General features: G+C 68.1%; 16 protein-coding genes. 9 read left to right on the forward strand and 7 right to left on the reverse strand.

What is annotated here, in order from left to right:
* Position 1: 1 nt before the first annotated feature.
* The 4 genes from DI276_RS36190 to DI276_RS36205 form a co-directional block, all read right to left on the reverse strand.
* On the reverse strand, positions 2-2,104 hold the full coding sequence (locus tag DI276_RS36190) for a protein kinase domain-containing protein (protein ID WP_157985150.1): 2,103 nt from the start codon (positions 2,102-2,104) through the stop codon (positions 2-4).
* A 95-nt stretch (positions 2,105-2,199) separates the two neighbouring features.
* The gene (locus DI276_RS36195) at positions 2,200-6,579 is read right to left on the reverse strand and encodes an FtsK/SpoIIIE domain-containing protein (RefSeq protein WP_112272033.1); all 4,380 of its coding nucleotides are present in this window, start codon (positions 6,577-6,579) and stop codon (positions 2,200-2,202) included.
* Between the two features lies 1 nt (position 6,580).
* Entirely contained in the window at positions 6,581-6,841 is a 261-nt protein-coding gene (locus DI276_RS36200; protein ID WP_112272035.1) for a WXG100 family type VII secretion target, read from the reverse strand.
* A gap of 90 nt (positions 6,842-6,931) precedes the next feature.
* Positions 6,932-7,606 carry a hypothetical protein gene (locus tag DI276_RS36205; protein ID WP_157985151.1) on the reverse strand — a complete coding sequence of 225 codons (675 nt, stop codon included), beginning with the start codon at positions 7,604-7,606 and terminating at the stop codon, positions 6,932-6,934.
* 104 nt (positions 7,607-7,710) lie between these two features.
* Between DI276_RS36205 and DI276_RS36210 the strand changes: the two genes are divergently transcribed.
* From DI276_RS36210 to DI276_RS36240, 8 genes are all read left to right on the forward strand, one after another.
* Positions 7,711-10,062, forward strand: a complete 2,352-nt coding sequence (locus DI276_RS36210; protein WP_157985152.1) for a hypothetical protein — start codon at positions 7,711-7,713, stop codon at positions 10,060-10,062.
* 78 nt (positions 10,063-10,140) lie between these two features.
* On the forward strand, positions 10,141-10,425 hold the full coding sequence (locus tag DI276_RS36215; protein WP_112272041.1) for a hypothetical protein: 285 nt from the start codon (positions 10,141-10,143) through the stop codon (positions 10,423-10,425).
* The gene (locus DI276_RS50400) at positions 10,422-11,153 is read left to right on the forward strand and encodes a hypothetical protein (RefSeq protein WP_157985153.1); all 732 of its coding nucleotides are present in this window, start codon (positions 10,422-10,424) and stop codon (positions 11,151-11,153) included. Before DI276_RS36215 ends, DI276_RS50400 begins: the two co-directional genes overlap by 4 nt.
* Positions 11,150-12,418 carry a D-alanyl-D-alanine carboxypeptidase family protein gene (locus DI276_RS36220; RefSeq protein ID WP_157985154.1) on the forward strand — a complete coding sequence of 423 codons (1,269 nt, stop codon included), beginning with the start codon at positions 11,150-11,152 and terminating at the stop codon, positions 12,416-12,418. Before DI276_RS50400 ends, DI276_RS36220 begins: the two co-directional genes overlap by 4 nt.
* 94 nt (positions 12,419-12,512) lie before the next feature.
* Positions 12,513-13,322 carry a hypothetical protein gene (locus tag DI276_RS36225; protein ID WP_157985155.1) on the forward strand — a complete coding sequence of 270 codons (810 nt, stop codon included), beginning with the start codon at positions 12,513-12,515 and terminating at the stop codon, positions 13,320-13,322.
* A 47-nt stretch (positions 13,323-13,369) separates the two neighbouring features.
* Positions 13,370-13,675, forward strand: coding sequence for a hypothetical protein (locus tag DI276_RS36230; RefSeq protein WP_112272047.1), 306 nt, complete (start codon positions 13,370-13,372; stop codon positions 13,673-13,675).
* A gap of 80 nt (positions 13,676-13,755) precedes the next feature.
* The gene (locus tag DI276_RS36235; RefSeq protein WP_112272049.1) at positions 13,756-14,856 is read left to right on the forward strand and encodes a hypothetical protein; all 1,101 of its coding nucleotides are present in this window, start codon (positions 13,756-13,758) and stop codon (positions 14,854-14,856) included.
* A gap of 1,143 nt (positions 14,857-15,999) precedes the next feature.
* Positions 16,000-16,872: a peptidoglycan-binding domain-containing protein gene (locus DI276_RS36240; protein WP_408610612.1), complete on the forward strand. Its 873-nt coding sequence runs from the start codon at positions 16,000-16,002 to the stop codon at positions 16,870-16,872.
* 1,127 nt (positions 16,873-17,999) lie between these two features.
* Here DI276_RS36240 and DI276_RS53145 read toward each other — a convergent pair.
* On the reverse strand, positions 18,000-18,122 hold the full coding sequence (locus DI276_RS53145; protein WP_269814327.1) for a hypothetical protein: 123 nt from the start codon (positions 18,120-18,122) through the stop codon (positions 18,000-18,002).
* A gap of 97 nt (positions 18,123-18,219) precedes the next feature.
* Between DI276_RS53145 and DI276_RS51535 the strand changes: the two genes are divergently transcribed.
* Positions 18,220-18,360: a hypothetical protein gene (locus DI276_RS51535; RefSeq protein WP_198681128.1), complete on the forward strand. Its 141-nt coding sequence runs from the start codon at positions 18,220-18,222 to the stop codon at positions 18,358-18,360.
* 449 nt (positions 18,361-18,809) lie between these two features.
* On the opposite strand, the gene DI276_RS36250 is transcribed toward DI276_RS51535, so the two are convergent.
* Complete coding sequence (locus DI276_RS36250; protein ID WP_112272051.1) at positions 18,810-19,148, reverse strand: hypothetical protein; 339 nt, start codon at positions 19,146-19,148, stop codon at positions 18,810-18,812.
* Entirely contained in the window at positions 19,149-25,361 is a 6,213-nt protein-coding gene (locus DI276_RS36255; RefSeq protein ID WP_198681129.1) for a PA14 domain-containing protein, read from the reverse strand.
* Between the last annotated feature and the right edge of the window lie 177 nt (positions 25,362-25,538).

The raw sequence follows: 25,538 nt of genomic DNA on the forward strand, positions 1-25,538 counted from the left end.
GTCAGTTCGGCAGGCAGGCCGCCTCCGGCGGCGGATCGGGTGGCGGCGACTTGACGCCGAGCGCGATCACGGTGTAGCAGCCGCTTCCATCGGGGTTGACATCTCGGAAACTGTTGCGCCCCACGGGGATCTCGCCCTTCAGACGTCCGCCGCGCAACACCGCGTACTGGGTCACACCGGACAACTTGTTGGCGTCGGAGGGCCACGTCACCGTGACCGCTCCTTGCTGGTCGACCGACACCGAGGCCTTCAGGTGGTACTCGGTGGGCTTCGGTTTCGTCTCCGGCTTGGCGTCGTCCTGGTTGATCACACCGAGCACGATGCCGATGACACCGCCGACGACGGCCGTGCTCGCGCCGGCCAGCCACACCCAACGCCGCGACTTCTTGGGCACCGCAACCGAAGGAGGCTCCGCTAGCGGCCGCACTCCGGTCTCCGTCGGCAGAACCTCATCCGCAGGTACCGGAACGGCGACCTCGTGCCAAGCCAACGCCGGCGGGGGAACGATCTGATCCGTCGTCCTGCTGATCGTCGCCGCGGCGGGAATCGGTGCGGACAGCTCGAGATCACCACTGCGGCCGACAGCCAGGTCAGCCAACGCATCCGCGACCGCCGCCGCGGACGGCCGCGCATCGGGCTGCTCGGCCAGGCACGCCGTGATGATGTGCCACAACGAGTCCGGCAGTCCGTCGGGCCGCACGGGCACCGGCGACGGCCTGCTGCCCGCGAGCACCTCGTAGATCGTGACGCCGAGCGCGTAGACGTCGCCCGCCGCGGACGGCCTGCCGCCCCTGGCCAGTTCAGGCGCGAGGTAGGCCGGTGTGCCCGCCACATCACCGACTCTGGTGACGGTGTACTGGTCCACCGGCTTGGCCAGACCGAAGTCGGCGAGCTTCGCGTGCCGGAGCCCCACGCCCTCCTGGACGAGGATGTTCGCAGGCTTGACGTCGCGGTGCACCAAACCGGCTTCGTGCACCGCAGCCAGTCCCGCGGCGCCCCCGGACAGCAGCCGCAACGCCTCACCTCGGTCGAGCTTCCCCGCTGCCCGCAACTGCCGGAGGTCCGATCCCTCCACCAATTCCATGACGACGAACGGCCGCACCGGGTCGAGCACCGCTTCCCGCACCTTGATGACGTGGGGATGGTCGATGGTGCGCAGCGTCGACCACTCCCTGACCAGGCGCATGTGCCAGTCGTGGTCGGCGACGAGCCCGTCGAGCAACACCTTCACGGCCACGAACGCGCCGTCCTGGCCCTGGGCCTGCCACACCTCGCCCGAACCGCCGGAGCCGAGCAGCTTCACCTTGACGTACTTGCCGCCCAGCAGTTCCTGCGGCGGCGGAGCCGTCCCGGCCAGACTGCGGGCGAACGCTTCCCCGGACTGCGGCCGGTCACCCGGCTGCCGGGCCAGCGCCCGCCGCAACGGCTCGCCGAACTGCGGTGGGATCACCGCGGGCACGTCACGTGGCGCATCAGCGAACGCACGGGCCACCCACAGGTCGGCGCTCGTCTCGACAGGTGGCTTGCCCACCAACAGGGTCCACAACGTCGAAGCGAGCCCGTAGACGTCGCCCGCGGGTGTCCAGTCCTGTCCCTGCAGCACCTCGGGTGGCTCGTGGCCGGTACCTCGACGGGCCACCAGCTCGAGCTCGGCGATGACGGGCAACGTCGGACAGGCCAGCCGCAAGCCCGCGCGCGGACTGCGCACCAGTGCCGCCGGACTCACCCCTCGGTGCACGAGCTTCTTGCTGTGCAACAGGTTCAGCGCGACGGTCGCCGTGTCCAGCACCTGGCCGAACTCGGCGAGCTGCAACGGGATCTCGTCGGCCAAGGTGCCTGCGCCGCGCTCGGTGACGAAGAAGCAGCGGCCGTCGTCAGCGCGTCCGTGGTCGATCAACGGCACGAGATGCGGACTGGTGATGTCGGCGAGCGCGACCGCCTCGGTGCGGAACCTCCGCGCCGAATTGCGGTCGAGCTCCACGGTGACGACGTGGACCGTGACCTCGGCGCCGTCGTGTTCCCTGATCGCCGGTCCGGTCGCGACCGGACCGTCTCCGGCGAGTTCGGCCAGCAGTTGGTAACCGGATAACGGGCCGGCTGCCACGAGTTCGGTACCCCCAAGTGCGTCAACGACGTGTTCCGGATCATAGTCGTCGCCTGGACACGCACCGTTACACGTACCGGGGGCGGAAAGCGCCTTCACCGCACCTCCACCGGGTCGGGTTCGGGCACTTGAGCGAGCGTGGCGCCGCCCCGGCGGACCAGCAGCCCACGCCCAGGCGGCCAGTTACCCGCCGTGGATCGCGGCAGCCGCAGGTCGAACACCTCGCCCGCGATGCTGCTGGCGGGGCTGAGCAACAACCCGCTGCGGGCGCGCCGGGCCGACGCGAGCCAGCCGCGATGGCGGTTGAGCAGGAGGTCGTCGGTCGTGGCGGCGGCGACCACCACCGAACCGGTGTCGCGCGTACCGCGGACGACTCGGTCGAGCACCTCGCCCGAGGTGTACTCGTCGAGCAGCTCGCCGTCGTCGACCACCACCGCGACCGGGCCGTCGGCCAGCAGGTCCTCCAGTTCCGCCCGTGCGCCGTCGGTCATCCCGCGCACCTGCGGCAACGAGGCCAGGTCGTGCAGCGGCGACGGCCGCGGTGTCACGAGGACGACCGGCAGGTCGCCGGTGAGGCTGCGCACCACCGCGACCAGCGCCGTCGACCGGCCGGAGCCGCTCGGACCGGCGACGAGGAACGCGCCACCCGCGGCGACGAGGTCGACGTCCATCGGACCGAGATGATCTCCACCGGCGGCGGGCGTGCAGACCGCGACGCCACGCGGTCGCTGCTCGATGCGCAGCTCCTCCAGTCGCCGCAACGAGATCCGTTCGGGCAACGGATCGATGCGGTGCGGGAGCAACGCCGGGTCCAGCCCGTCGCACGCGGCACGCGCCTGTGCGCCCAGCCGCCGCAGCGCCTCGATCTGCGCGGCGCCGGACGGATCGGCGTCCAGCAGCGCGACCTGCACCTCCTCGCCGGTCGCCGACCAGACGGCCCGGCCGGGTGGCATCCGGCCGGGCATGTCGCGCGCCGCCAGCCCGAAGGTGCCGACGTCCTCGCGGTCGGCCTGCCGCAGCACCAGCCGGTGCTCGACAGCCGCGGCAATCCGTTGGCTGAAGCCGGTCTTGTCGCTGGTGAGCACGACGACCAGACCCGCCGCCGGACCGCGGCGCAGCAATCCTTCGAACAACTGCACCAGCGTGCCGCCGTCCCGCTCGGCGTACTCCCGCATGAACCCCTCCAGCCGGTCGAGCAGCAGCACGAGGTGTGGCAGCCGGTCCGCGGCTGCGGCTCCACGGCGTTGCTCGCCGATCGTGGCGTGCCCTCCCGCGGCCAGAATCCGTTGCCTGCGGTCGATTTCCTGGTCCAGCCACTCCAGCAGCCTGCCGACCCGCACCGCGTCGTCGGCGTCGACCACCGCTCCGACGTGCGGAAGGTCGATCAACGGGGCGAGCGCGCGGTTGCCGCAGTCCAGCCCGTACACGTGGACGGCGTCGGGACCGCAGCCCGCGGTCAGTCCTGCCGCGAGCGTGCGCAACGCGGTGGAGCGCCCAGTCCGTCCAGCACCGGCCACGACGATCGGCCCGGTTGCCTCCAGGTCCAGCAGGAACACGTCCTGTGCCTGCGCGGCAGGCCGGTCGGCGAGCCCGAGCGGCACGCACAAAGACGAGCGCGGCACAGCCTCCAGCTCGGCCAGCGTCACCAGGTCCGGCAACGGCGGCAGCCACGGGCTCGCAGACGTGGCCACGCCGAGTTGTCCGGCGGCCACCCGCGTCGCCGCGACGACGGCCGCGAGATCGGTCGCGCCGTCCGGGTCCACCTCGGCCTGCGCCGGCAGTTCCGGCACCCGGCCGAGGTCGCTCACCAGGCGACGGCACACCGAGAGTTCCGCGCCGCGGCCCTGGTCCTGCTGCCGGGGCCAGCCGATCCGGGCGGCCTGGAACCCGGTCAGCTCACCGTGACCGGTGCGCAGGTAGGCCCGTCCCGGCTGGTTCGCGCTGATCCTGGCCGCGACCGGAGTGTCGATCACGTCCACGGACTCGGAGTCCGCGGTGACCCGCAACCCGATGCGCAGGTTGAGGTTCGCCCTCATGTCGGCGTTGACCACTCCGCCAGGACGTTGGGTGGCCAGCACGACGTGCACGCCGAGGCTGCGGCCGCGCATGCCGATCCCGACCACGCCCGGCACGAACTCGGGGATCTCCTCGACCAGCGACGCGAACTCGTCGACGACGATCACCAGCCGCGGCAGCCGTGCTCCGGTGCGCGCCCAGTAGTCCTCGATGTCCTTGGCGGAGGCCTCTGCGAACAGCGCCTCACGGCGGTGCAGCTCGGCGGACAGCGACCGCAACGCCCGGTTGACCAGGTGGCCGTCCAGGTCGGTGACGAGACCGACGCAGTGCGGGAGCCGCTCGCAGGCGGCGAACGCGCTGCCGCCCTTGTAGTCGACCAGCACGAACGTCAGCGCGTCCGGCGTGTTCACCAGCGCGAGCGAGGTGACCAGGGTCTGCAACAGCTCGGACTTGCCCGCGCCGGACGTGCCCGCCACCAACGCGTGCGGCCCGTGCTTGCGCAGATCCACGGTGAGAGGTCCGCCTCCCCCAACCCCGAGCAGCGCCTTGGTGGATCGTCCGTTCGGAGACTGCGCCCACGCGCGGCGCACCGCGTCCGCATCCGAGTCGGGCTCACCGCTGATCGTCAGCCCGGCCAGGTCCGTGTACCGCACGCGGTCGGGCAACGAACCGTCCTCAGCAGCGGCACCGAGTGTCGCGATCGGCGCCAGCGCTCGTGCCATCCGCCGCGCGTGCACCTCGTCGAGGCCGTCCACCAGCAGGTCGTCCACCGGCGCGAGATCCTGCCTGCACAACCGCCCTCGGCTGCCGTTGATCACCAGCGTCGCCCGGCACTCGTCCGGCAACGCCATCTCGTCGTCATCGAGACACAATGCGTGGACGCCGGCCGACGGACCCTCCGCCAGAACCTGGGCCAAGCCGGGCAGACCGCGCATCCGGCACGCGCCGTCCACCACGATCAGCACGTCGCGCTCCTGCGGCCTGCCCTGCCGCAGGAGGCCGCGCTGCTGTTCGGCACGGTGCTCGATGAGCTCACGCAGCTCGGTCAGCCGGGCTCGCGCCTGCGCGGCGTCGGTCGCCAGCAGCCTGCGGCACTCGAACCCGGCGGGCGGGCGCGTGTGCGGCAACCAGCTCGCCCACTCCCAGTCGTCCGCCTCGTCGTGACCGGTGATCAAGAGCAATGCCAGGTCTTTCGGGGCGTGCAGCACGGCGGCCTGCGCGAGGATCGCGCGAGAGGCGGCCAGCACGCGGTCACGTGGCCCGGCCACCCCGAGCACACCGGCGTCACGCAGTTTCACCGTGGCGGGCACGTCGTGCACCGGCGGCGGTTCGGGCAGCTCAGCGGCGCCCGACGTGGGCTGCGGCTGCCGGGGATCGAAACGCGGGCGCACCGAAGCGGGCCGATCGTGCAGTCCCAGCCGCAACCGCAGGAAGTCCTGATCGCCGTGCCGTCGTTCCCACAGCCGCGCGGACGGCGCGCAGGCAACCGCCACCAGCCACGACGGGTCGGGGTGCTGATCACGCTGCCGTCGCTCCTCCGCGATGGCGGCGGCCGTCAGCTCGTCGTCCAGCGCGGCCTTGGCCTGGTCGTAGTCCTTCTTGCGGGCCCGGTACTCCTTGCGCCCGGACCGGCGGTCGCTGATCACGTTCGCCACCGCCATCACGGGGCTCAGCAACATGATCAGCAGGAAGTAGCCCGCGTTGGGCAGCACGAGGTACAGCACCCCGCCGACGAGCAGCGGAAGCAGCACCGTGATCCACGGAAATCGCATTCCCGTCGGCTTCTCCGGCGGCACGGGCACGAGCACGTCGGCCACCTTGCCCGGCACGTCGATCCGGGGCGGCCGGTTGAACAACCGCGTCCCGTTCTCACCGGCGGCCACGTCGGCGTCGGCCAGCACCGCCGGACGCAGCCCGACGACCGACTCGCCCATCCCGGCCACGTCGCCGCACTCGAACTCGGTCACGTCCGTGAGCCGCCATCCGCGCCAACGGATCCCGTTGCGCGAACCGGTGTCCGACAGCCTGATCACCGAGCCGTCCGGGGTCATGCCCACCTTGGCGTGCTCGCGACTCACCTCGGCGTCGGCGAGCACCAGTTCGGCGTCCTGGTCACGGCCGATGCGGACGTCACCGGCCGGGTGCAGCAGCACGCACGGACCCGCGTGCATGCCGCCCACCACCGCGAGTTCGACCGCGCCGCCGCCGATGATCCCGGTGCCCGCGTCGAACACGGGCAAGCCGAGCCCGAGCACGGCTCCGTCGGTCAAACCCGCTTCACCCAACGACAACTGTCCTGGCAGCGGCTGCGTGCCGAGGTACAGCCAGTCCGGGGCCGTGACGTCGAGGTGCTCGCCGAGTGCCGAGGCCAGGTCCGCCACGCGGTGCCCGTCCGCTGCCTGGACGAGCACCGCGTGCCGTGCCCCGCCGGGGGCGAGACAGGTCAGTTCGAGCCGCACGTCAGTGGTTGGCGGCCTGGTCGATGAGCTGCTTGCGCCGCTGCACCTCGGCCGCCGCGCTGCCGAGCTCCGCGGACAGGTTGCGCAGCGCGGGGTTGAACTCACTCTCCCACGCCTGCCGGAACCGGTCGGCCGCGAGGCCGGTCCAGGTGGTGGTGTTGATCAAAGTGGACAGCGCGTGCTGCAGGTCGGTGACCTCACCGCCGCACTCCCCCAGACGCCGCGACAGGGTCTCCAGCTCGACGAGCTCGGCCTGGATCATGGGTGTTCTCTCCTCGGTCGCACAAGTTTCTCGTTGCCGGTGCGACGCTAGGAGCGGTGCCGGGACCCGCGGTATCGGCAGCACTCCCCACTACAGCAGGCCCAGGTCGTCCTTGGTGATCAAACCCCTGCTCAGCACGTACTCCGCGAGGTTCATCAACGCGCTGGGACCGTCCATGTTCGGCACCCCCGCGTCCTTCAACCGCTTCCGCAGGTACTCGATCTTCTTGCGCACCGTCGAACCGGGCAGGTTGAGCCGATGCCCGGCGGCGTCGTACGACCTCGGATACGGGTCGTACTTGTCGCCGTCGAGCAGGTACCCGGCGAGCAACGCGACCAGCGTCCTGCGTTCGGCCTGGTTGAGCGTGACCTCGTCGCCCACCACCGTGGACAGTCCTTCGGGCACGTTCGCGATCACCGGCGCGTCCATGCGCGGTGCGTCGATCCTGAGCTCGTACGGTTTCGTGTTGTGGCCGCGCAACAGGACGCGCATCTTGCCCTGCAACGCGCACCGCCTGCCCGGCGCCAGCACGCTGCGGAACCCGATGTCGTCCACGACGTCGAGCTGACGGGCCCCGCTGAGGTTCACCACGAACCACGTGCCGTTCTCCGCCAGCACCACCCCCGCGTACCGGGAGATCGCGGTGTCCTGCGCGTCGATGCGCAGCACGCAGTCCGGCGCGCGACCGAACGTGGCCTCCTCGCCCGGTGACAAGGTGTGCGAGACCGCACCCAGCGACACGGTGACCTGGTGCGGTCCACCCAACGCGATCACCCCTCGTGTTTTTGGGAAGTACTGCCCGGTTCACCGGCGCGCTGCCTTTTGTACTCTCCACGGGGTTCGTGGCCAAACAATGCTGGGGAGACCCCATGGCGATCACCGATCGGTTACCGAGCAGGCTTCGACGGCGCGCGGGTGGCCTCGTGCTCCCGATCGTGCTGCTCGCCGGTGTCTTCACCGCGACGCTCGGCGCCGGGTACAGCGCCACGCAGACGAACCTCGGCGACGCCATCGGACATCTCTTCCGCGGCAACTCGATCACCGTGATCAACTCCGAGTCCAGAACGGTCGAGGCCGAGGTGCCGACGACGGCCACCGGCACGCAGGACGCGGAGGTCACCGCGCTGCCCGGCGGCAACATCGGCACGACCAACCACGACACCGGCGAGGTCCAGCTCCGCGACGCCGGCACGCTGCAGACGAAGGGAAGCCCGATCGCCAGCGCGGGCACCCCACTCGTGCTCCCCGCGGGAAACGTCACCTACGTGCTGGATCCGAAAGCGGACACCGTCCGGCAGCTCGGTGAGAACGGGCAGGTCGTCAGCGAGGTCAAGGTGCCCGGCGCGACCAGGACCGCCGTGCCCGACGGCGGCGACGGCATCTGGGTGCTCACCGACGACGGCAAGGTCAGCCACGTGGTGCAGGGCCGGGCCGACCGGACAACCGACCCGCGCGACCGGGTCACCACGCTCACCACGGCCGACGGACCGATCGCCATCACGTCGTCGGGCAAGGCACTGGACCTCTCCGTGGACCCGCCGAAGCCGATCCACCAGGGGCCCGTTCCTGGCGACCAGGGCGTGCTTCCCGGCTCCCACAAGGGTTCTGGCCGTTACGTCCTGCTGCTCAGCCCGGCCGAGGGCAAGCTCGTCGCGGTCGACAGGAACTCCGAGACTCGGCGCGAGTTCAAGGACCTGCCCAAGAACCGCCGGCTCGGCCAACCGGTCCAGTTGGGCCACCTCGTGTTCATCCCCGACTACGGGACCCCGCACAAGCTCTACGTTCGCGACATCGCCACGGGTTCGCCCCGTCCGGACATCACGGTGCCGGGACTGCACGACCGATTCGAGCTCAAGGTCCAGAACGGCCGGGTGTGGGCCGACGACCAGTTCGACCAGCAGAGCGTGGTCATCGGAGCCGACGGCGGCAAGGAGCACGTGGACAAGGGGCCCGGCGAGGGCGTGCTCACCAACACCAACGACCCGAACTGGTCTCCTGGCGAGCCGGTGAAGCCGGAACCGCCCGCCACGCCGGAGACCACGCCGCCACCGACCGTTCCGCCTACTACGCCGCCGACGACAACGCCGCCGGCTCCGACCCAGACCCCGCCTCCGGCCCCGCCCACGCAGACTCCGCCACCCACCACCGGAAACAAGTTGATCCCTCCCCCTGTGGTCGGCATGCTGGTCGACGACGGATGCAGGTCGATCGAAGCACGAACCCTGACGTGCGACCGGCAGCCCATGCCCGATCCTTCGCCGACACCGTCCGACCTGAACGTGATCACCGCGCAGAACCCTGCGAAGGACACCCCTGTCGATTCCGGCTCTCCGGTGACGGTCCGGTTCTGGCGCTACATCGCCATGCCTGCCGTGTCCGGCCAGGCCGCCAGCGCAACCTGTGACCGCTTGGTCAACGAGATGCGCCGCCTTGTCACGTGTCGAGCTGTGCCAGGCAGCGGCACCGGAACGCCGGGCACCGTGGACACCCAGAACCCGGCCGCAGGGGCACCCGTTGGCGTGAACACCGAGATCGTGCTGACCTACGTCCCCACGCCGATCCCGACCGTGCCGGACGTGCGCAACATGCCCGTCGGGAACGATCCCGGGAACGCCTGCGCCGAGGTGGCCAGCAAGGGGTACACGTGTGTGCCGGTTGCGGACCGGATCGCGCGTGCTGACAACGTGGTCCTCGACCAGGTTCCGTCGCCCGGGACTCCGCAGCAAGGCGGTCCGGTGGAGGTGCACTACTCACCGCACAAAGCCCAGAAGCTGGTGCTGCTGCGAAGCGACCCCGACAGCCCCGACAACCCCGACGTGCACATCATCCGGTTCGAGGGACAAGAGCCGCCTGGCTACGCCCGCGAGCGGGAGCTCGGCTGGGCATATCCCCCGCAAGGCACCCCAATTCCTCATGGTGCCCGCCAGATCAACGGTTTCATGTGCAGTGCGAGCAAGAGCGCGTGCGGTGGACGGTCGCCGAATCACTACTACACGCATGACAACAACACAAACCTGGCCAGCTGGCGACTCACCGAGACCGCGGCGTGGCTACTGCCTTCGAACGGTGGACAGTGCGCGGCTGATCAGACCCCGCTCGCGCGTCTCGGCAGGTTCGGCGGCGGTGGTAGCCGCGTGTACACGGTGCATCCACACGGCTCGGCGACGGCTCCTTCCGGCTGGGACTACGCGGAGCCACTCGGCTGCGTCTGGAATCCCTGACGCCGCAACGGGTAGCCCTTCCCGTTCCCTCCACTCGGTCGCTTCCGCAGACTTGGCAGCGACCGAAGTGGAGGGACGATGCACACGGAGAAGGCGGGCCGGGGACACCAAGTCGCTGGCCAGTTCGAGGAAGCGGCGCGGCTGGTCGCGGCGGAAGCGCGCCGGCTGGACGACCTGGCAGGTGACATCCGCAGGCGGGTGCGGGACATCCGGTGGTCCGGCCGGTCGGCGGAACACTTCCGCCGCCACGCCGCCTATCAGGCGACACGGGCTGAGCAGAACCGGGAAGTGCTCGAGTCGCTGAGGATTCTGCTGACGCGGGCGGCACAACTCACGGCGGCGAAGCCGGAGGCCCGGCCGTGACGCTGACGCTCAGCACGGACGAGCTCCGGGTGGCCGCAACGCTCGAAGGCGGCCGTCTTCCCGTCGCACTCGGCCGCGAATGGTCCGAAGAGGACATTCCCGTGGCGGACCTGGTCGCACTGCGGGGTCTCCTCGCCCGCGGCCTCGCCATCGCCCGGCCCGGCACGCTCGAAGTCTCGCTCACCGACGAGGCCACTACCATCTCGACGTTGCTCGATCCCAGCACTCTGGTCGAGGTGCACCGCGACAGCGTGGAACGAGCCGGTCGGTGGCTCATCGCCGAACGGGACGGCACGGTCGTCAGCTGCGCCGAGTCCAGGCCCGACCTCTGGTCCTTCGGAACCGTGGACGTCGACCTCCTGATGGCCGACCTGGTGGCCGCGCTACCGGACGACGCCGTCGACCAGCGGTCGATGCGCGTGCGCACGGATCTCCTAGTGGAAGCCGACCGCAACGTCGAGACCGGCGAAGGGGAGCTCGCCGCACTGCTCGCCAATGTTCGTTCGACGACAACGGTTCGCCGGGTTCAGCGCGTGAGGGGAACAAGCAGCGCGGTGGCGATCACCTGGCTGGAGACCGCCGGAGCGGGCGCCTGGCTGGTCTCCCCGGTGGACGATCACCGCGATGGCAACATGCCCGTTCCGCACACCGAGCTGAGCCCGATCGGCCGGGAGGATCTGCTCGCACTCGTCGCGGACGTGCTCGACCTGAGCGGGGCCGAGCGATGAAGCCGTTGTCCGCCAGTGAGATCGCTCAGCACGCCTACGACGCGGGCTTCCGAGGGCAAGCGCTCAAGACCGCGGTCGCGATCGCACTGGCCGAGTCGGGTGGCCGCGCCGACGCCAAAGGCGACACAGGAATCACCGACGGCAAGTGGGGACCGTCGGTCGGGCTGTGGCAGATCCGCTCTCTGCACAAGCAGACCGGAACCGGTGGCGAACGTGATGTCAAAGCGAACACCGACCCGGCGGTGAACGCGAAGCACGCCTGGTCGATCTCCAAACACGGCACGTACTGGACGCCGTGGTCGGTCTACCTCAACGGTAGCTACCGACAGCATCTCGACGAGGCAGGCGCCGCGGCCAAGAAGGTCAACGAGGATCGCCCGTCCAAGACCGACCGGAAAAAGGCTCAACAACGCGGCTCCGACCGAGTCGTGCTGGACCTCAACGAACTCCGCACGCTGGAGACGTTCTTCAAGGAAGGCAGCGATCGGGTCCGGCACGTGCGCCGCACGGTGACCGACGTCGAGCAGGATCTGGAACCGGCCAGAGCAGCACTGCCGGATCCGGCGCTGGCCGCGTTGATACAACAGACCTTCAAGTTCCTCGCCTCTCCGTCGTCCCTGCCCCGCGCCGAGGAACGGCTGGACTGGCACGCCGCGTTCGCGGCACGGGTCCGCAGGCTCGCCGAGGCCGCGGACGGCCCGGACAACCGCTGGACGCGTGGCGACGCCATGCGGTTCGTGACGAAGTCCGGCGACCGGCTGGACCGCGGTGAACGCGCGGTGCTGGAGGCGTTGATCGTCGGCGCCGTCGTCCGCCGTCACAGCGGCCTGAAAGCTCACGTGCAGGCACACCAGGACAAGAAGCCCGCCAAGCCTCAACAAGCCGACACGAAGAACCTGCGCAACGGCCACGTGCCCGCGGGCAAGCTTCAGTCGGTCGGTGACAACGCCAAGATGCTGGAACCAGCGGCACGGCAGTTCCGCCGCATGGACGCCGCGGCACGGGCCGCGGGGCTCGACCTCGAGGTCCGCTCCGGCTACCGGGGCGAGGCCGAACAGGCAGGCCTGTACCAGAAGTACCTCGACGGCAAGGGAAACCTCGCCGCACCGCCCGGTCGCAGCACCCACGGTCTCGGCCTGTCCGCCGACATCAACGTGCTCGCCAATCCCAAGGTCCTCCCCTGGCTGCGTGCGCACGCCGACGAGTACGGATTCGTCAACGACGTGCCGAGCGAGCCGTGGCATTGGACCTACAAGCACCGCTGAGCAACCGGTTGGGAATCCCTGCCCATTCACAAGGTGTGTGCCCGCTTGAAGAATTCGAAGCGGCGATCCGCCCACACTGAACGAAGGAATCCCAGTGCACATCAAACGAATGGCGGCGACGATCGTCGTCTGCGCCGGCCTGGCGGTTGCGGGTCAAGGCACCGCGACCGCGTGGAGCAACGGCGTCAACCGGGTCGAGACGGCGGCCGAGGACTCGCACGCCCAGGTCGGGCTGGGTCCCGGCTGGGTTCTGTTGAGCTACAAGGCGAACGGGCCGATGATCGGCTACCTGTTCGCGGACGGGTTCAAGTTCGCGGACGGCTCGGTCAAGCGCGGTTCCGATCACATGGACATCAGGGACGTCGGTCGTGGCGGCGCGGGCCACGTCGGCGACATCTCACGGTGGCCGTGGGGTTACGCGGGTGGCGAGGTCGACGGCTGCGCCTACGCGTACGGCACCACCAAGTTCGCAGCCGTGCGTCCCGGTTTCTCCTCCGACAGGTGCGCGAACGGACCACAGGTCAAGGGATCGAGTCACAGCGACGGCACGATCGACCGACTCCGCTGGTGGCACAGCGAGAAGGTCTTCTGCCGTGAGTCCACAGTGGATCAGCTGTGCAGTCCGTACGGCGTGTGGAGCGCGAACAAGGGTGGCGCGATGAAGGAGGCCACCACCGCCGCCGCATGCCCTGGCTACGGCAACATCAGTGCGGCCGCCGCGTACGGGACCGCCCCCGCGAAGCCGAAGCACCTGCTGGCCACCGTGCCCGCCGGCGAGACGATCGACGTTCGTTACGAGACCAAGGACCGTCAGTGGGTCATGGCCAAGTGGCGTGGCCACGAGCTGGCCGGTGGCACGCGATGGGCGTTCATGCCGCGGTCCTGCGTTACCGCTCGTCCCTGAACTCACGTACATCCACAAGAAAGGAAACTGTCTTGCTACGACGCGTCATGACCCTCGTTGTCTCCGCGCTGGCGGCATTCGTTCTCATCCAAGGCGCACCAGCGTCCGCCACCACGCAGTCGTGCGAATTCCCGACCTATCAGTACAAGTTCGTCGCAAACGACGGAACCTACCGCGACCTGCCCGGTGGCAACGTCAAGGGCTACCTCATCCACGGCGATCTGCTCAACAGCGGATTCCACCCGAGCAACACCGGCTGGATCGAAGGCAACTTCTACACCGCACACGGCACCTACCTCGGCTCAGGTTGGGCACTGCGTCAGTACTTCCACTTCGTCCGGTTGTGGTGCTGACCCGGCGAGCGGCACGACGTGAGCCGGTGACGACGTCACCGGCTCCGCCACAGAAGTCCACCACGACAGAGGATCCACGCATGAACCGCCGAGCTTCCCGCTTGCTGCCGTTCGTCCTGCTCGTCGCACTGACCGCAAACAGCACCGCGTGCGGCGTGAGCGGCACACCGCGGGGCGCCCCCATGGAGCCGATCGACCCGGTCACGAACCTGCGCTCGCCGGGAACGGTTCTGCTGCTGCACTGCAAATCGACCATGCTGACACTGATCGCACTGTCAGTCGATAATGGACAGACGGTGGCAACGACGAGCGCGACGCTTGGCGACGACAGCGGGCCGTCCCACATCTGCGGCGACCCACTCAGCGGGGACTACCCCTCCACGGCACTGCTGCAGCAACTGCTGACCCCGGATGCCGCTCGCATCGCAGGCTGGGTGCGGGGTCCCGGCAAAGAGGGCTTCCTGGCCACCTCCTTCGACACGCGCACGGGAACCCAGGTCGGACCGAGCCTCGACCCCAACGGCTTCACGGCCTCACCGGACGACCGCAGGCCGGTGTTCCACGACGGCAAGCTCTGGTACGTCGACCGCGACAAGCGACTGCGCAGCCGGTCACCCGAGCAGCCGCCGGAGGCCGCCGAAGTCCACGGCACGGCAGGCGGCTCGGACGTGAGCTTCGCCGGTGGCGACGCCTGGCTCAACAAGGACGCCGGTGGCACGGCGATCCACCCGTCCGGCCGGTACGCCGCCGAGGTCGCCAGGTTCTGGGGCAACCTCCAGATCCGGGAACGCGACGCCGGCCGGGACGACGTCGCCGTCCTCTCCGAAGGCACCGCCGCGGGCGCCGACGAACCGCCGCCGGGCAGTGCGCCGCTTCCCTCCTGCCGGCCGAACTTCTGGCTCGACGACGCCACGCTGTTCTGCTCGAGCCGATCGCAGATCTGGAAACTCACGCTGACACCCGATCACAGGTCGGTCAGCAAGGCAGAACCGCTGTTGCCGGTCACCGACCGCCACACCTACGGGCCCGTGCCCGCGCCGGACAAGAACGCGTTCGCGTTCCTCGTCGAGCACGGCGACACCTTGGCGGTGTACCGCCAAGCACTGTCCCCCGGCGCACAGCCGGCAAAGATCGCCGACCTGCCCAGACCCGGCAACACCTACCTGCTCGGGTGGTCGTAAGCGATCGACATGTACAGCCGAAGGGCGTGTCCGCAGCCGGACACGCCCTTCGCGTGCCGCCTACTGCCCGGTCACCGTGCAACATGCGGTCGCGGTCTGGCAGGGTTGCTCTCCGACACGGCCAGGAGGTCATCTTCGACGTCATCGCGCCACCGTTCAGCTTGGCGTGCACCGGTATTCCGCTTCATCCGACTGGTGCGCTCACCAGCCTGGTACACCTCGGCCTGCAGGACAGTTCATGGTGTCCGCGGTGGCAACCCCGCCCGTCGACCGCAGCGCGTCCACGGCATCCAATGCCATCTCGTTGTTGGTGCAGAACACGCATCAAAGGCGGAGCTGCTGAGAGTCCAGCAGCCGGATGTGCGAGCACACGGAGTCATGTGCGCGAGAACGGACAGTCTCGCGCCGGTGGGCAGTCTGGGAGGTCGCCCGCCCTTCCTCAGCTGTGGCTGGGAGCAAATCCATCGGCCTCCGGGCCGCCTTTCAACAGACGGGCGAACACGCGAAGAAGTGACCCTGGCCTGGCCCGCCGACCAGATCCAGCGTCAGAGCGCCGATGCTCCAAGCATCGTCGTCGCCGCAGCGGGGGCTGCGCCCAACTGGGGCGTGCCAGTCCCAATCCGGACGACAGGGCGAACGTCAAGCTCCGTCATGGACGGATCTGGGGTTGGCCCCGTTTGCCGGACCCGTCGCCTCTTGCCAGCAGAAGGAACAGCCTCTGCTCGTCGCCGTGTCAGAGCTTTGTCAGCGCGATGTCCGAGCCTTGTCCAAAAGCACTGCGCTCGCGCTGTCCCCACTGCCAGAACAAAGGGAACAACCATTTCCAAATAGCGACTGCCGCGGCCCTCGCCGTGCCCGTCCGCGTAGGCGCCGCCGGAACCGCGCAGGCCTCCACCTGTCCGCCTCCGGGGACGCCACCGCATTGACCGACCTCCGCTGCTGACCTGGCGCCTCGTACAGCCGCCACGTCTCCATGGCTCCTACGTCAGCGACGGTCACACCGACCAACGGTGTGGCTGACTCGCTGACCCCGGCCGTAGGAAAAGCACCTCCATGACAAGCCGCACACACGATTCCCGGCGCTGGACCGAGGCCGTGGCCGGGCTTTGACCGAACGGAAAGAAACACCGCATGAAGACAAAGATGAAGACCCAGGGCGTCATTACGGCGCTGGCGACCTTCGCTGTCCTGGGCTGCCTGACGTTGAGCGCGACGCAGGCTTCAGCCGTAGCCCCACGGGCGCTGCCGTCCCCGGCCGAAACCGCCGCCGCGCTGCCCGTCGTCAACATGGAAGCCACCGTCCTGGCCGCCCAGATCGATCCCCGGCGCGCCGACAACACGCTGACCCCAGGCGCCAAGGATTCCGTGCTGGCCGTCGAGCGGGCACTCCAGGCACGCAATCTGCTGGACACCCGCTGGGTCGACGGCTACTTCGGAACCACGACCATCACGGCGTACGCGGCCTACCAGCGCTCGCTCGGATACACCGGACTGGCCGCGAACGGGCTGCCCGGCGCGAGTTCGCTGGCCACGCTCGGGCAGGGCCGGTTCACCGTCTCCCACGTGATCAAACCAGGCCCGAAGGTTCAGCGTGACGGGTACGTCGTCAACACCCGTACCCAGGCGATGCTCACTGAGACCGAACGTCTGCTGGGCCGTCGCCTCGTGCTGTCGCAGGGCTCCCACAACCCCGGCGGCGACCCGACTTCCGCAGGCACCCACGACGGCGGCGGCGTCGTGGACATCAAGGTCGACGGCATGTCCGCCGACACCCGCACCGCCGTCGCCCGTGCGCTGCGTCAGGTCGGCTTCGCCGCCTGGGTCCGCAGCCCGGCCCAGGGCGACTGGCCGTGGCACATCCACGCTGTAGCGATCAACGACACCGACCAGGCCACCCAGGCCCAGAACCAGGTCGGTGACTACTACCTCGGCTTCAACGGCCTCGCCAACCACCGCCCCGACGACGGGCCCCGGATCCCGATCCGGACATGGGAGGACTACCAGCGCACGCACTGACCAGAAGCCCAGACGCCACCCCGATCAGTGACACTTCACGAACGATGCGACCGGTGCACTGCGAGAGCGGTCTTGCCGACGCCCGCGGTGCCGGTGATCGCCGAGATCATCGCGTGGGATCAGTGCGGCCGCTGCCTGCGAGGCAGGGGGCGGCGGCCGGCTGGTAATCCCGCGTCTGCAGGCCGCCTGCCCCACGGTGAACTCGACGGCAGATCGCCCACCAGCGCGACGTTCGTGCTCCACCATGCCGGCCGAGGCAACCGCACCAACCGCGGGACGAACAGCGGCATGACGCTCACCGCAGGCAGTCGCACTGGCGACGCAAGATGACGGATGCTCTCGGCGATCGACGACCCAACTACTCGGAGCACGGGACCAGTAAAGGCGTCCAAAGACAGCCACCAGCGACACACAAGTTGACGTCAGCCCCCTGGTGGAGCCATGTTCAGATCAAATGCCGAGGCTCAAATTGAGAAGTAAAGAGATCGATGAGCGGCGTGCTCGACCCGGCAGAACTCGGCAAGATCACAAAAAGAGGGTCCTCGCAGTATCTGACCTGCGAGAACCCTCTTGGCCGTCGGGACGACAGGATTTGAACCTGCGACCCCTTGACCCCCAGATCAGGGTTCACGGGCCGCTGACCTGCGTAAACAGGCACGTTGAACATAGTTCGGCGCACATGACTGCGAATCAAGTGCGTCTACCGCCGTTGTGGGAACATCTAAGATCCACTCCTGCACGCCTCGGCGCCGGCCTTCAGCATGTTGCGACGCGAACCATCCAAGGGTCCCTTCGCTCTGTTGCGGTGTTGCGATCCTCGCCAACGCAGACGCCCGGTCCGCGCCGAACAACTAACCCAGAGGGCTCTCGCCCTTGTTGCTGTGATCCTCACCGAGCGCGGACGCCCAGCGCTGCGCGTCGACGCTGCCCACGCTCGCCAGCCAAGCGGGGTTGCGATCCGTGTGCGCCGTTCGACGGGTTCGTGCGGCCCAATGCCGAGGGCAGCACACGCGCGCGGCCGAGGGCGAACAGGTGGCGCGGCGAACAGGCTGACGACCAGGAGCAGCATCATCACGCAATCGCGACTCGACGGACACGGCATAGTGCGGGACTACGCAAAGGTCGACTCAGCTCAGCGGGAGGTCCACTCGACGGCCGAGCCCGAACTCCTCTGCTTCGTCATCAGTGACCATGGCGTAGACGCCTGGAGGAACGCCGTCGAGTTTCGCGGTGCGCGATGCGGTGGCCAACAGATCGCGCTCGTTCGACCCGGTGATGAGAAGACATAAGCGTCCCCGTACTCCTCGCCGCCGTCAAAGACCTCGACCTCACCTTTTCCTCCAGCCCGTGCAGGAAGTCCTCGATCACATCGATCCAAGGAAATGGGTACTCGTCCTCGGGCACGACCGGCGCCGGATGAAAGGGCACATGGATCTCGATGATGAGCGCGGCCACGCAGCCACCTTCGCGGACGAACAACCGCCGTGACCAGCCACCCTCGGATCAAGCACACGTCAAGCGTCAAGCTCGGACGTAGTCTCAGAACCGCACGATCGCCGACGTACCGGACTGTGTTCAAACTTCGTCGCACAGACCGCGATCGATGCCGACAGGCTGCACCGATGTTCCGCGTGAGTAGATGAGTGTGCCCCGCGAAGGCGAACTCGAGTGCCGGACATCCCACTTCTGCGACCGCGCCGCCCAGGAGATCCGCATGTGGAGCGAGGGAAACCAAGATCACATCGTCCAGTTCGAAATCCCACCGACCGGCACCGGTGACGCCACTCCGATCAGGACCATCGATTCCTTCTGACCCGCCCGCATCATCTGCCAACAGTATGAGCGCAAACGATGTGGGGGTGAACGGGCCTCACCCCGTTCACCCCCACATCAGATCAACACCTACCGGGCCGACCGTTCTCGGCGGACGCGGAGACTCAGTCGTACCCGAAAACGGACCGGCGAAGTCGCTCGGCTTCGTCCGGACCGAGCCACACGAGCTCAAACTCCTGCCCGTACCAGTCGACCTTGCTCGCCGTCAGCTCGGCCAGGACGTCGTCGTACTCGGGATCGGCGCGGTCGGAGAACTCCCATTCCCCGCCGTCCCCGGAGCGGATGGCAGCATCCAGGTAGACGTACACCTTCGGAAACCGCTTCCTGCCCTGGCGAGCGATCACCTTTTCGACGCGGACCGCCAGGTATCCGTTCGCTCCGGTCGAGGAGGTGAGCTCAGCGACCTTGCCGTCGAACGCGAACACGCGCTGCTCGTTGTTCACTCACCACCACCTGCGCGAACCATGCTTGACATGGTAGCTGTGGTGCCTTCCTCCGGCCTTCCGGTCGAAGTTCGACTCCCAGCCCCTGTTGCCCTTGTTTTGCGGGCTGCGCCACTGTTTCTCTCCGTTCTTGGACGTCCAGCGAACACCCCCGTTCCCGTAGGGAGCCTTGGTCGCACCGCGTCCTACCCACATCCGCCCGGCCAAGTAAGAGGTCGCCCGAGTGGCTTTGACGCCCTTCACCATGCCGTTGGAACCTTGTGCGAGCCGGACCAGTCGATAGGCCCTCACTCCCCACGCGACTGCCCCGAGGCCGGGGATGAACCCGGCGGCGGTGAGAGCGATCTCCCACTTGTTCCGCTTGACGAATCCCCAGACGTCGCCCCAACTCGGCAGCTTTCCGTCGAGGTCGATCATGTTGATCGGGTCGCCGTTGGTGTAGTCGTAGTCGTTCGCGCTGCCGCCTTCAACCGGGTCGACGGAAAGGAAGCGGCCGAGCAACGGGCTGTAGGGCCGTGCTCCCATTTGGACGATCGACAACGCTCCGGCGTGCTCGTACAACCGTTGGTGTTGTCCGAGCCAGCCGTTGTCCATCTGGCCGGGCATGTTGTCCGGCACGCCGTCCGGGTCGACGACGCCGTCGGACTTCAACGGCTCGCCGAACGGCGTGTAGGTCCGCAGTGCACCGACCTGCTTGCCGTCCGTCGCCGTGGTCAGCGCGAGGTCACCCCGTACCGTCGGATGATCCAGGGTGAACGCGTCCGGCTTCCAGGTGTAGAGCACGCCACCAGGCAGGCTGATGCTGCGTGACAACAGCCTGTTGTCCGGCCCCAGAACGAAATCGGCAGTGTCGCCGTCGCCGGTGTAGCCGTAGCGCACATCCGTTGAGGTGTCACCCGCCGCAGCTGTGCGGCGGACGATGCGATCGGTGGCGTCCCTGATGTAGGAGACGTCAGCCGCACCAGTGCCGGTGATGCGCACGGCGATGTTGCGGTCGGCACCATCCCACGACAGGTACGTCGTCGCCCCAACGGCCGTGAACTGAGCCGTGCTGCCGTTGCTGTCGTACCGCACGTCGGTCACCGCGGTGCCGCCTGTGGTGGCCAGCAACCGATCGGCTGCGTCGTAGCAGTAACGGGTTTCTGCCACTCCGGACGAGGTCTCGTCCAGCAGGCGGAGCCTGTTGCCGTTCAGGCCCGCGTTCGTCTGCGTGCCGGAAGGGCAGCCCGCTGGTGCGGCGGAAGTGAAGTCGTAGGTGTAGTGGTGGCCCGCCACCCACGCTTCGGCCAACCGGCCCGCCGCGTCGTAGAGGTAGTTCGGAGCGCCCGGCCTTGGATCGACTCCGCCCAGTGACTCGTCGACGATCGTGCCGGCCCTGGTGCGGCCCACGACCGAGTCGATCTGCACGTTGTCGCTGGTCGTCCAAGCGTGAGACACGATCCTGCCGGTGGTGTCCCTGCCGATCGAGGCGAGGGAACTACCCCCGGCGTAGGCGACTGACGCCACCTCGCCTGCCGCGTTGTTTGTAACAGTGGCGAGCACGGTGTTGCCGAGGGACACGCTGAGAACCCGACCGGCATCGTCGTAGGTTGCCGTCGTGGTCTGCGCAGCGTCGGCCGCGTTGGGCGGGGTCACCGTTTCCGAGGTGATGCGCCCGACCAGGTTGTAGACGGTCTGCGTGCGCACTCCGTTCGCATCGGTGTACTCGATCGTCCTGCCCAGCAGGTCCGTCTTGGTGGTCACGGTGCCGTTGGAGTCGGACACCGAGGTGGTCAGCGGATCTCCGTTGACGGCGTAGTTCGTCGTGACGGTCCGCTCCGGCGCCGAGGAGGTCGCCGGATACTTCACCGCGGTCACCCGGTCACGACCGTCGTACGTGGTGCAGGTCCACGCACCGCTCGTGCCCTTGGCCACGACCCGGCCGGAAGCATCGAAGATCTGCTCATCCTCACGTGCCGCACCGGATGCCGGAGCAGGCAGGCGCGTGAGCTTGACCAAGCCGCCCTGGTTGATCGCTTCAACCTCGGCGGTGCAGGGGTTGTCCCTGGTCTCCGTGTCGCCGTAGTGCACATCCGTCGTCTGGGCGCCGGTGGGCATGGTCGTGCCGGTCTTGCGCAGGTAGCCGCTGCCGACCGGCTCGTAGCTGGTCCGCGTCGTCATCCCGGCGTTCACCGTGCTGCCGGGCAGGCCGTACGCGGCGTCGAGGCCGCTGTCGGTGTAGCTGGTCGAACTCACCGAGTTGGGCACACCGCCGGACTGGTCCTTCACCGTGGAGGTGACCAGGCCGTAACGGGGACGCAGGTAGTCACCCGGCACGATCTGTTCGATGCCACCGGGCCGGGTCCAGTGCAGGTGCAGGTCGCCTGGACCACCGGTGTTGTTGTAGTCGATGCGGATGCGTTTGATCGCGCCCGCGGCCGGTGGGGTGTAAGTGGCGGTGTAGGGCGTAGGCCCCTGGTCCTTCCAGCCGTCGGCGACGAGCCGGTCGTCGATCCACAGCCGCACGCCGTCGTCGCCGACGACCTTGAGCGTGTACTGTCCCGCGTCTGGAAAGGTGATCTCACCGGTGAGCCTCGCCGAGTAGCCGCTGCCACCCAGTCCGGCGACGGGCGCCGCCGTTCCGTCGAAGTGCGCGTCGACCACTCCGTTGGCGCCAAGACCACCTGTCACGTGTGTCTTCACGCTGCCGGTCATGCTGGTGTTGTTCCACCACGCGACGGCCAGGCCACGCATGCCCTCGTCGTAGTTCGTGCGGGTGTGCGGCATCGTGCCCGCGCAGGCCGCGGTGGGCTGTTGCCCGGCGAAACAGCTCGCCGGTGCTGGCCCCCATTGGTCGGTGATCCGGTCGTTGTGGTCGTAGATCGTCGATGACACCCGCCCAGCGCCGTCCGTGGTCGTGAGTTGCTGGTCCTTGCTGTTCCACGTCATCGAGGTCGTCTTGCCAGTGGCGTCGGTGGAGCTCAGCTGACGGTCGGCGTCGTCATAGGTGACCTTCGTGGCGAAACCGATCGTCGGGTAGTGCCACGAGATGTCCATGAAGGTCTGCCGGTTGGCAGGGTCATAGCGGTAGGCGTGCGCGGGACGCCCACCACCGGGCTGACCGGCCCGCCCGTGCGGTTCCGCTGATTGCACGCTGGTCGCGCCGCGGCGACCGTTGACGTTGGCGTAGTTGACGACCGTGTAGGTCTCGATGATGTTGCGGGCGGCCGGGTCTTGAGCGGCCCAGTCCACCACGTTGGAGTCACGAGTCGCGACGATGGTGCCGTCGGCGTTGAAGCCGTAGTCGGTGAGGTCGTTGCCGGGGTTCTCGATGCGCGAGAACATGCCGCCGCGATACCACAGGTAGGTCTGCGTGCCGTCCCAGTACTGGATGCGGCACAGCATCTGCGCCGGCGGCAGCGTGTCGCCGTTGGGCGGCGGTGTGCGGCCGGCGTAGCAGTCGTCACCTGGCCGGTTGTAGAACAGCCTGTGCGAACGTTGCGACACCGGGTCGGTGATCTGCGACAAGCGGGATGGGGTGCCGTTCCAGCTCATCACGTTCGCTGCGGGCCTCCGACTGTCCACAACGGACGACTCGGAAGCCAGCGTGCCGTCGGCGTTGAAGCTGTAGACGTTCCCGCCCTCGTGCAGCGTGATCTTGCCGCTGGTGTCGAGGCCCAGGACACCGTCCTGGCCCGCGGGCGGGCTGTAGGTGCCGCTGCCGCCCTTGGTCCAGGTGTGCTTGGTGCCGGTGCCGTCGGTGAAGATGATCGTCTGGTCCTGCACCTGAGCCTTGGTGTAGGTGGAGCCGTCACCGGTCAGGTTGGCGTTGAGCTGCCAGCCGAACGGTAGGACAGGCAGGTCCTGGGTGTACAGCCACGAGGCCGGGACGATCTGCGGCGGCACTGCCTTGTTCGAGGCTTCGTTGGTCTGCACGAACAACTTCATGCGACCGGGACCACTGGAGTGGTAGAGCTCGGCCTTGATCGGCACCCGCTGGCCCGCCGTCAGCGTGATCTCGGTGACCGGGCCGTTCTGACTGGTCAGCGCGAAGTTCACGTCCGAGGCGTTCTTGTTGTTGTACACCAACGTGTTGTTGACCCAGATCTTCGCACCGTTGGCGTGCACACCACCGAAGTGATAGGTGCCCGTCGCCGGGACCTGGAAGAAACCCTCCCAGCGGCCCACGAACCAGTCCTGCGCCAACGCCGGCGCGAACACCGACTCGGTGCCCCAGTCTGCGTTCACCTGAGGCTCGTTGCGTGTCAACACCGGGTTCGCGTCCGGCGTGCCGGAACGGGTGGAGTCGTTGAAGTACGAGGCACGCAGACCATAGGGTTCGCTGGCCTGTGAGTTGTAGCTGAACGTGAGCCCGGACGAACCGCCGACAGTGTTGAATGTCGGACCTGCATCCTCGATGTGAACGTTGCCGTTAGCCAAGTTCACCGTCACCGGACCCACCGTGTCCTTGGGAGCCGGACCGCTGTCGCCGATGCGCTGGTCGACCTTGAAATGTCCGGTCCAGCCCGGATGCGTTGTGGTCACGCCGCCGCTGAGGGCGGTGAGGACGGTCCAGGTGTAACTGGTGCCGTCGGTGAGGACACCGGCTGGCACGGTCCAGGTGTTGCCGGTGATGCAGCCGGAGTCGACGACGATGCCGGACTGCGCGTCCGCGCCGGTGGCGACCTTGAAGCAGTACAGCGTGCCGTCTCCGGAGGGGTTGCTCACCGGGCTCACCGACAACGTCGGCGTCAGGCTGGTCATCACGGTGCCGTCCGCCGGGCTCACCAACGACGTCGCCGGCGGCGCCGTGCCGTGGTCGACGATCAGGTTGACCTGCATGTTCTTGTACGACCACTCACTGGTCTCCGAGCCGGTGAGCATGAACCAGGTGCTGTTGTCCCGCGCGTTGACCTTGCCGGCGATGAAGTCGGTCAGCGTCTTGGACTGGATCGAGCCCCGGTCACCGATCGGACCGGACGCCAGGAACTGGCCGACGCCGTTGATGTCCAGCGAGGTCGCGTGGTGCAGGTTCGAGTTCCACGACAACATCGACCCGGTCTGCGCGTTGCGCCAGAAGTCGTACCGGGCACCCACGATGTTCTTGCCGAACAACGGCGTGAAGTCGTGCCGGAAAGCCGTGCGCCACACCGAATCACTACCGCCAGGCCCGGACTTCGAGTTGCCCACCGCGATACCGCAGTTGGTGCACTGGTAGCCGTCGGACTTGTAGGCCCTCGACTCGTCGTCGTTGTTGAACCCGTAGGTGTAGGTCGGGTCAATGACCACCGGGTACACGCGGGACTTGTCGTTGAGCCACATCGGGTCCACCGACACGGTCAGCAGCCACGTCTTACCATCCTGCTTCAGCGCGTAGGTACCGCCGGTCTGCGCCGGAGCCTTGTTGTCCTTGGCACTGCCGGACGAGTCCCAGGTGACGATCGGCGGCAACGACGCCACGACCTTGCCCTTGGCGTCCTTGATCAGCACACCGTCGTCCTTCAACGACGGAGTCAGCGACCCCGTGTCCATCCGGAACACCCAACTGCTGGCCGCAGAGGGCTTCTTCAAGATGATGGACTCTTTGACGGCGCCCGGCTCGACCTCGTACTCCAGGTCGGTGTCCGGCAACACGTCCACATAGGACGCCTTGGAATCCTTGACCTGACGGGTGACACGCTTGGCGCCCTCAAGCGCCACCGAAATCCGCTGACGCGACTCACCCAGGTCAATCGGCCCCAGGGAGACCAAGTCGCGGTTTTCCGCGGACGCGGCGAACTCCGGCTTCAACTGGTGCAGACCGGTCTTGGCGCGCTTGGAACCGCGGTCCTCGGTCAGCCGGGTTTCGACCGGCCGCCAAGCACCCTTGTCATCCCGAACACTGACCGGCACCTTCGACAACACCGTCGTCCGAGTGCCATCAGAGTTGACGTAGTCGACCGACTTCTCCGCCCGGCCAACCTCCTTCGACGACTTCGCATCGAACTTCGAGGCGGCCTTGCCGGCATCGGCACCCATCAACGGCCGGAAGTCACCCGCAGCCTTCGGCGACTCGTGCTTGCGGCCCTCCTGCTGCGGGTTCGCCCACGACGACAACTCACGCGGATCGTGATTTTTCGCCGGTGGCGCAGCCACCGCGATCGCGGGCACCGACTGCACCACCGAGGCGATCAACGCCACCACCAGCACAGCGGCGACCGACGATCTACCACCAGGTCTGTACGACCGTGTCATCCGTCTGGCACCAAGCAGACTCATCAACGCTCCTGCTAGAAGAAACAACAGACTTCCCTCGGCACCGCGCCGAGGAAGACAGCCGTCACCGGCACGACGGGGTCAACCCGAGGGTTGAGCTGCGCCAGACGCGCGTGCCGATGCGGAAGAAGCCCAGATGAACCCAGGCCGAAGGCA

It is taken from the genome of Lentzea terrae, from assembly GCF_003265345.1.
GTDB classification, from domain to species: domain Bacteria; phylum Actinomycetota; class Actinomycetes; order Mycobacteriales; family Pseudonocardiaceae; genus Lentzea; species Lentzea terrae.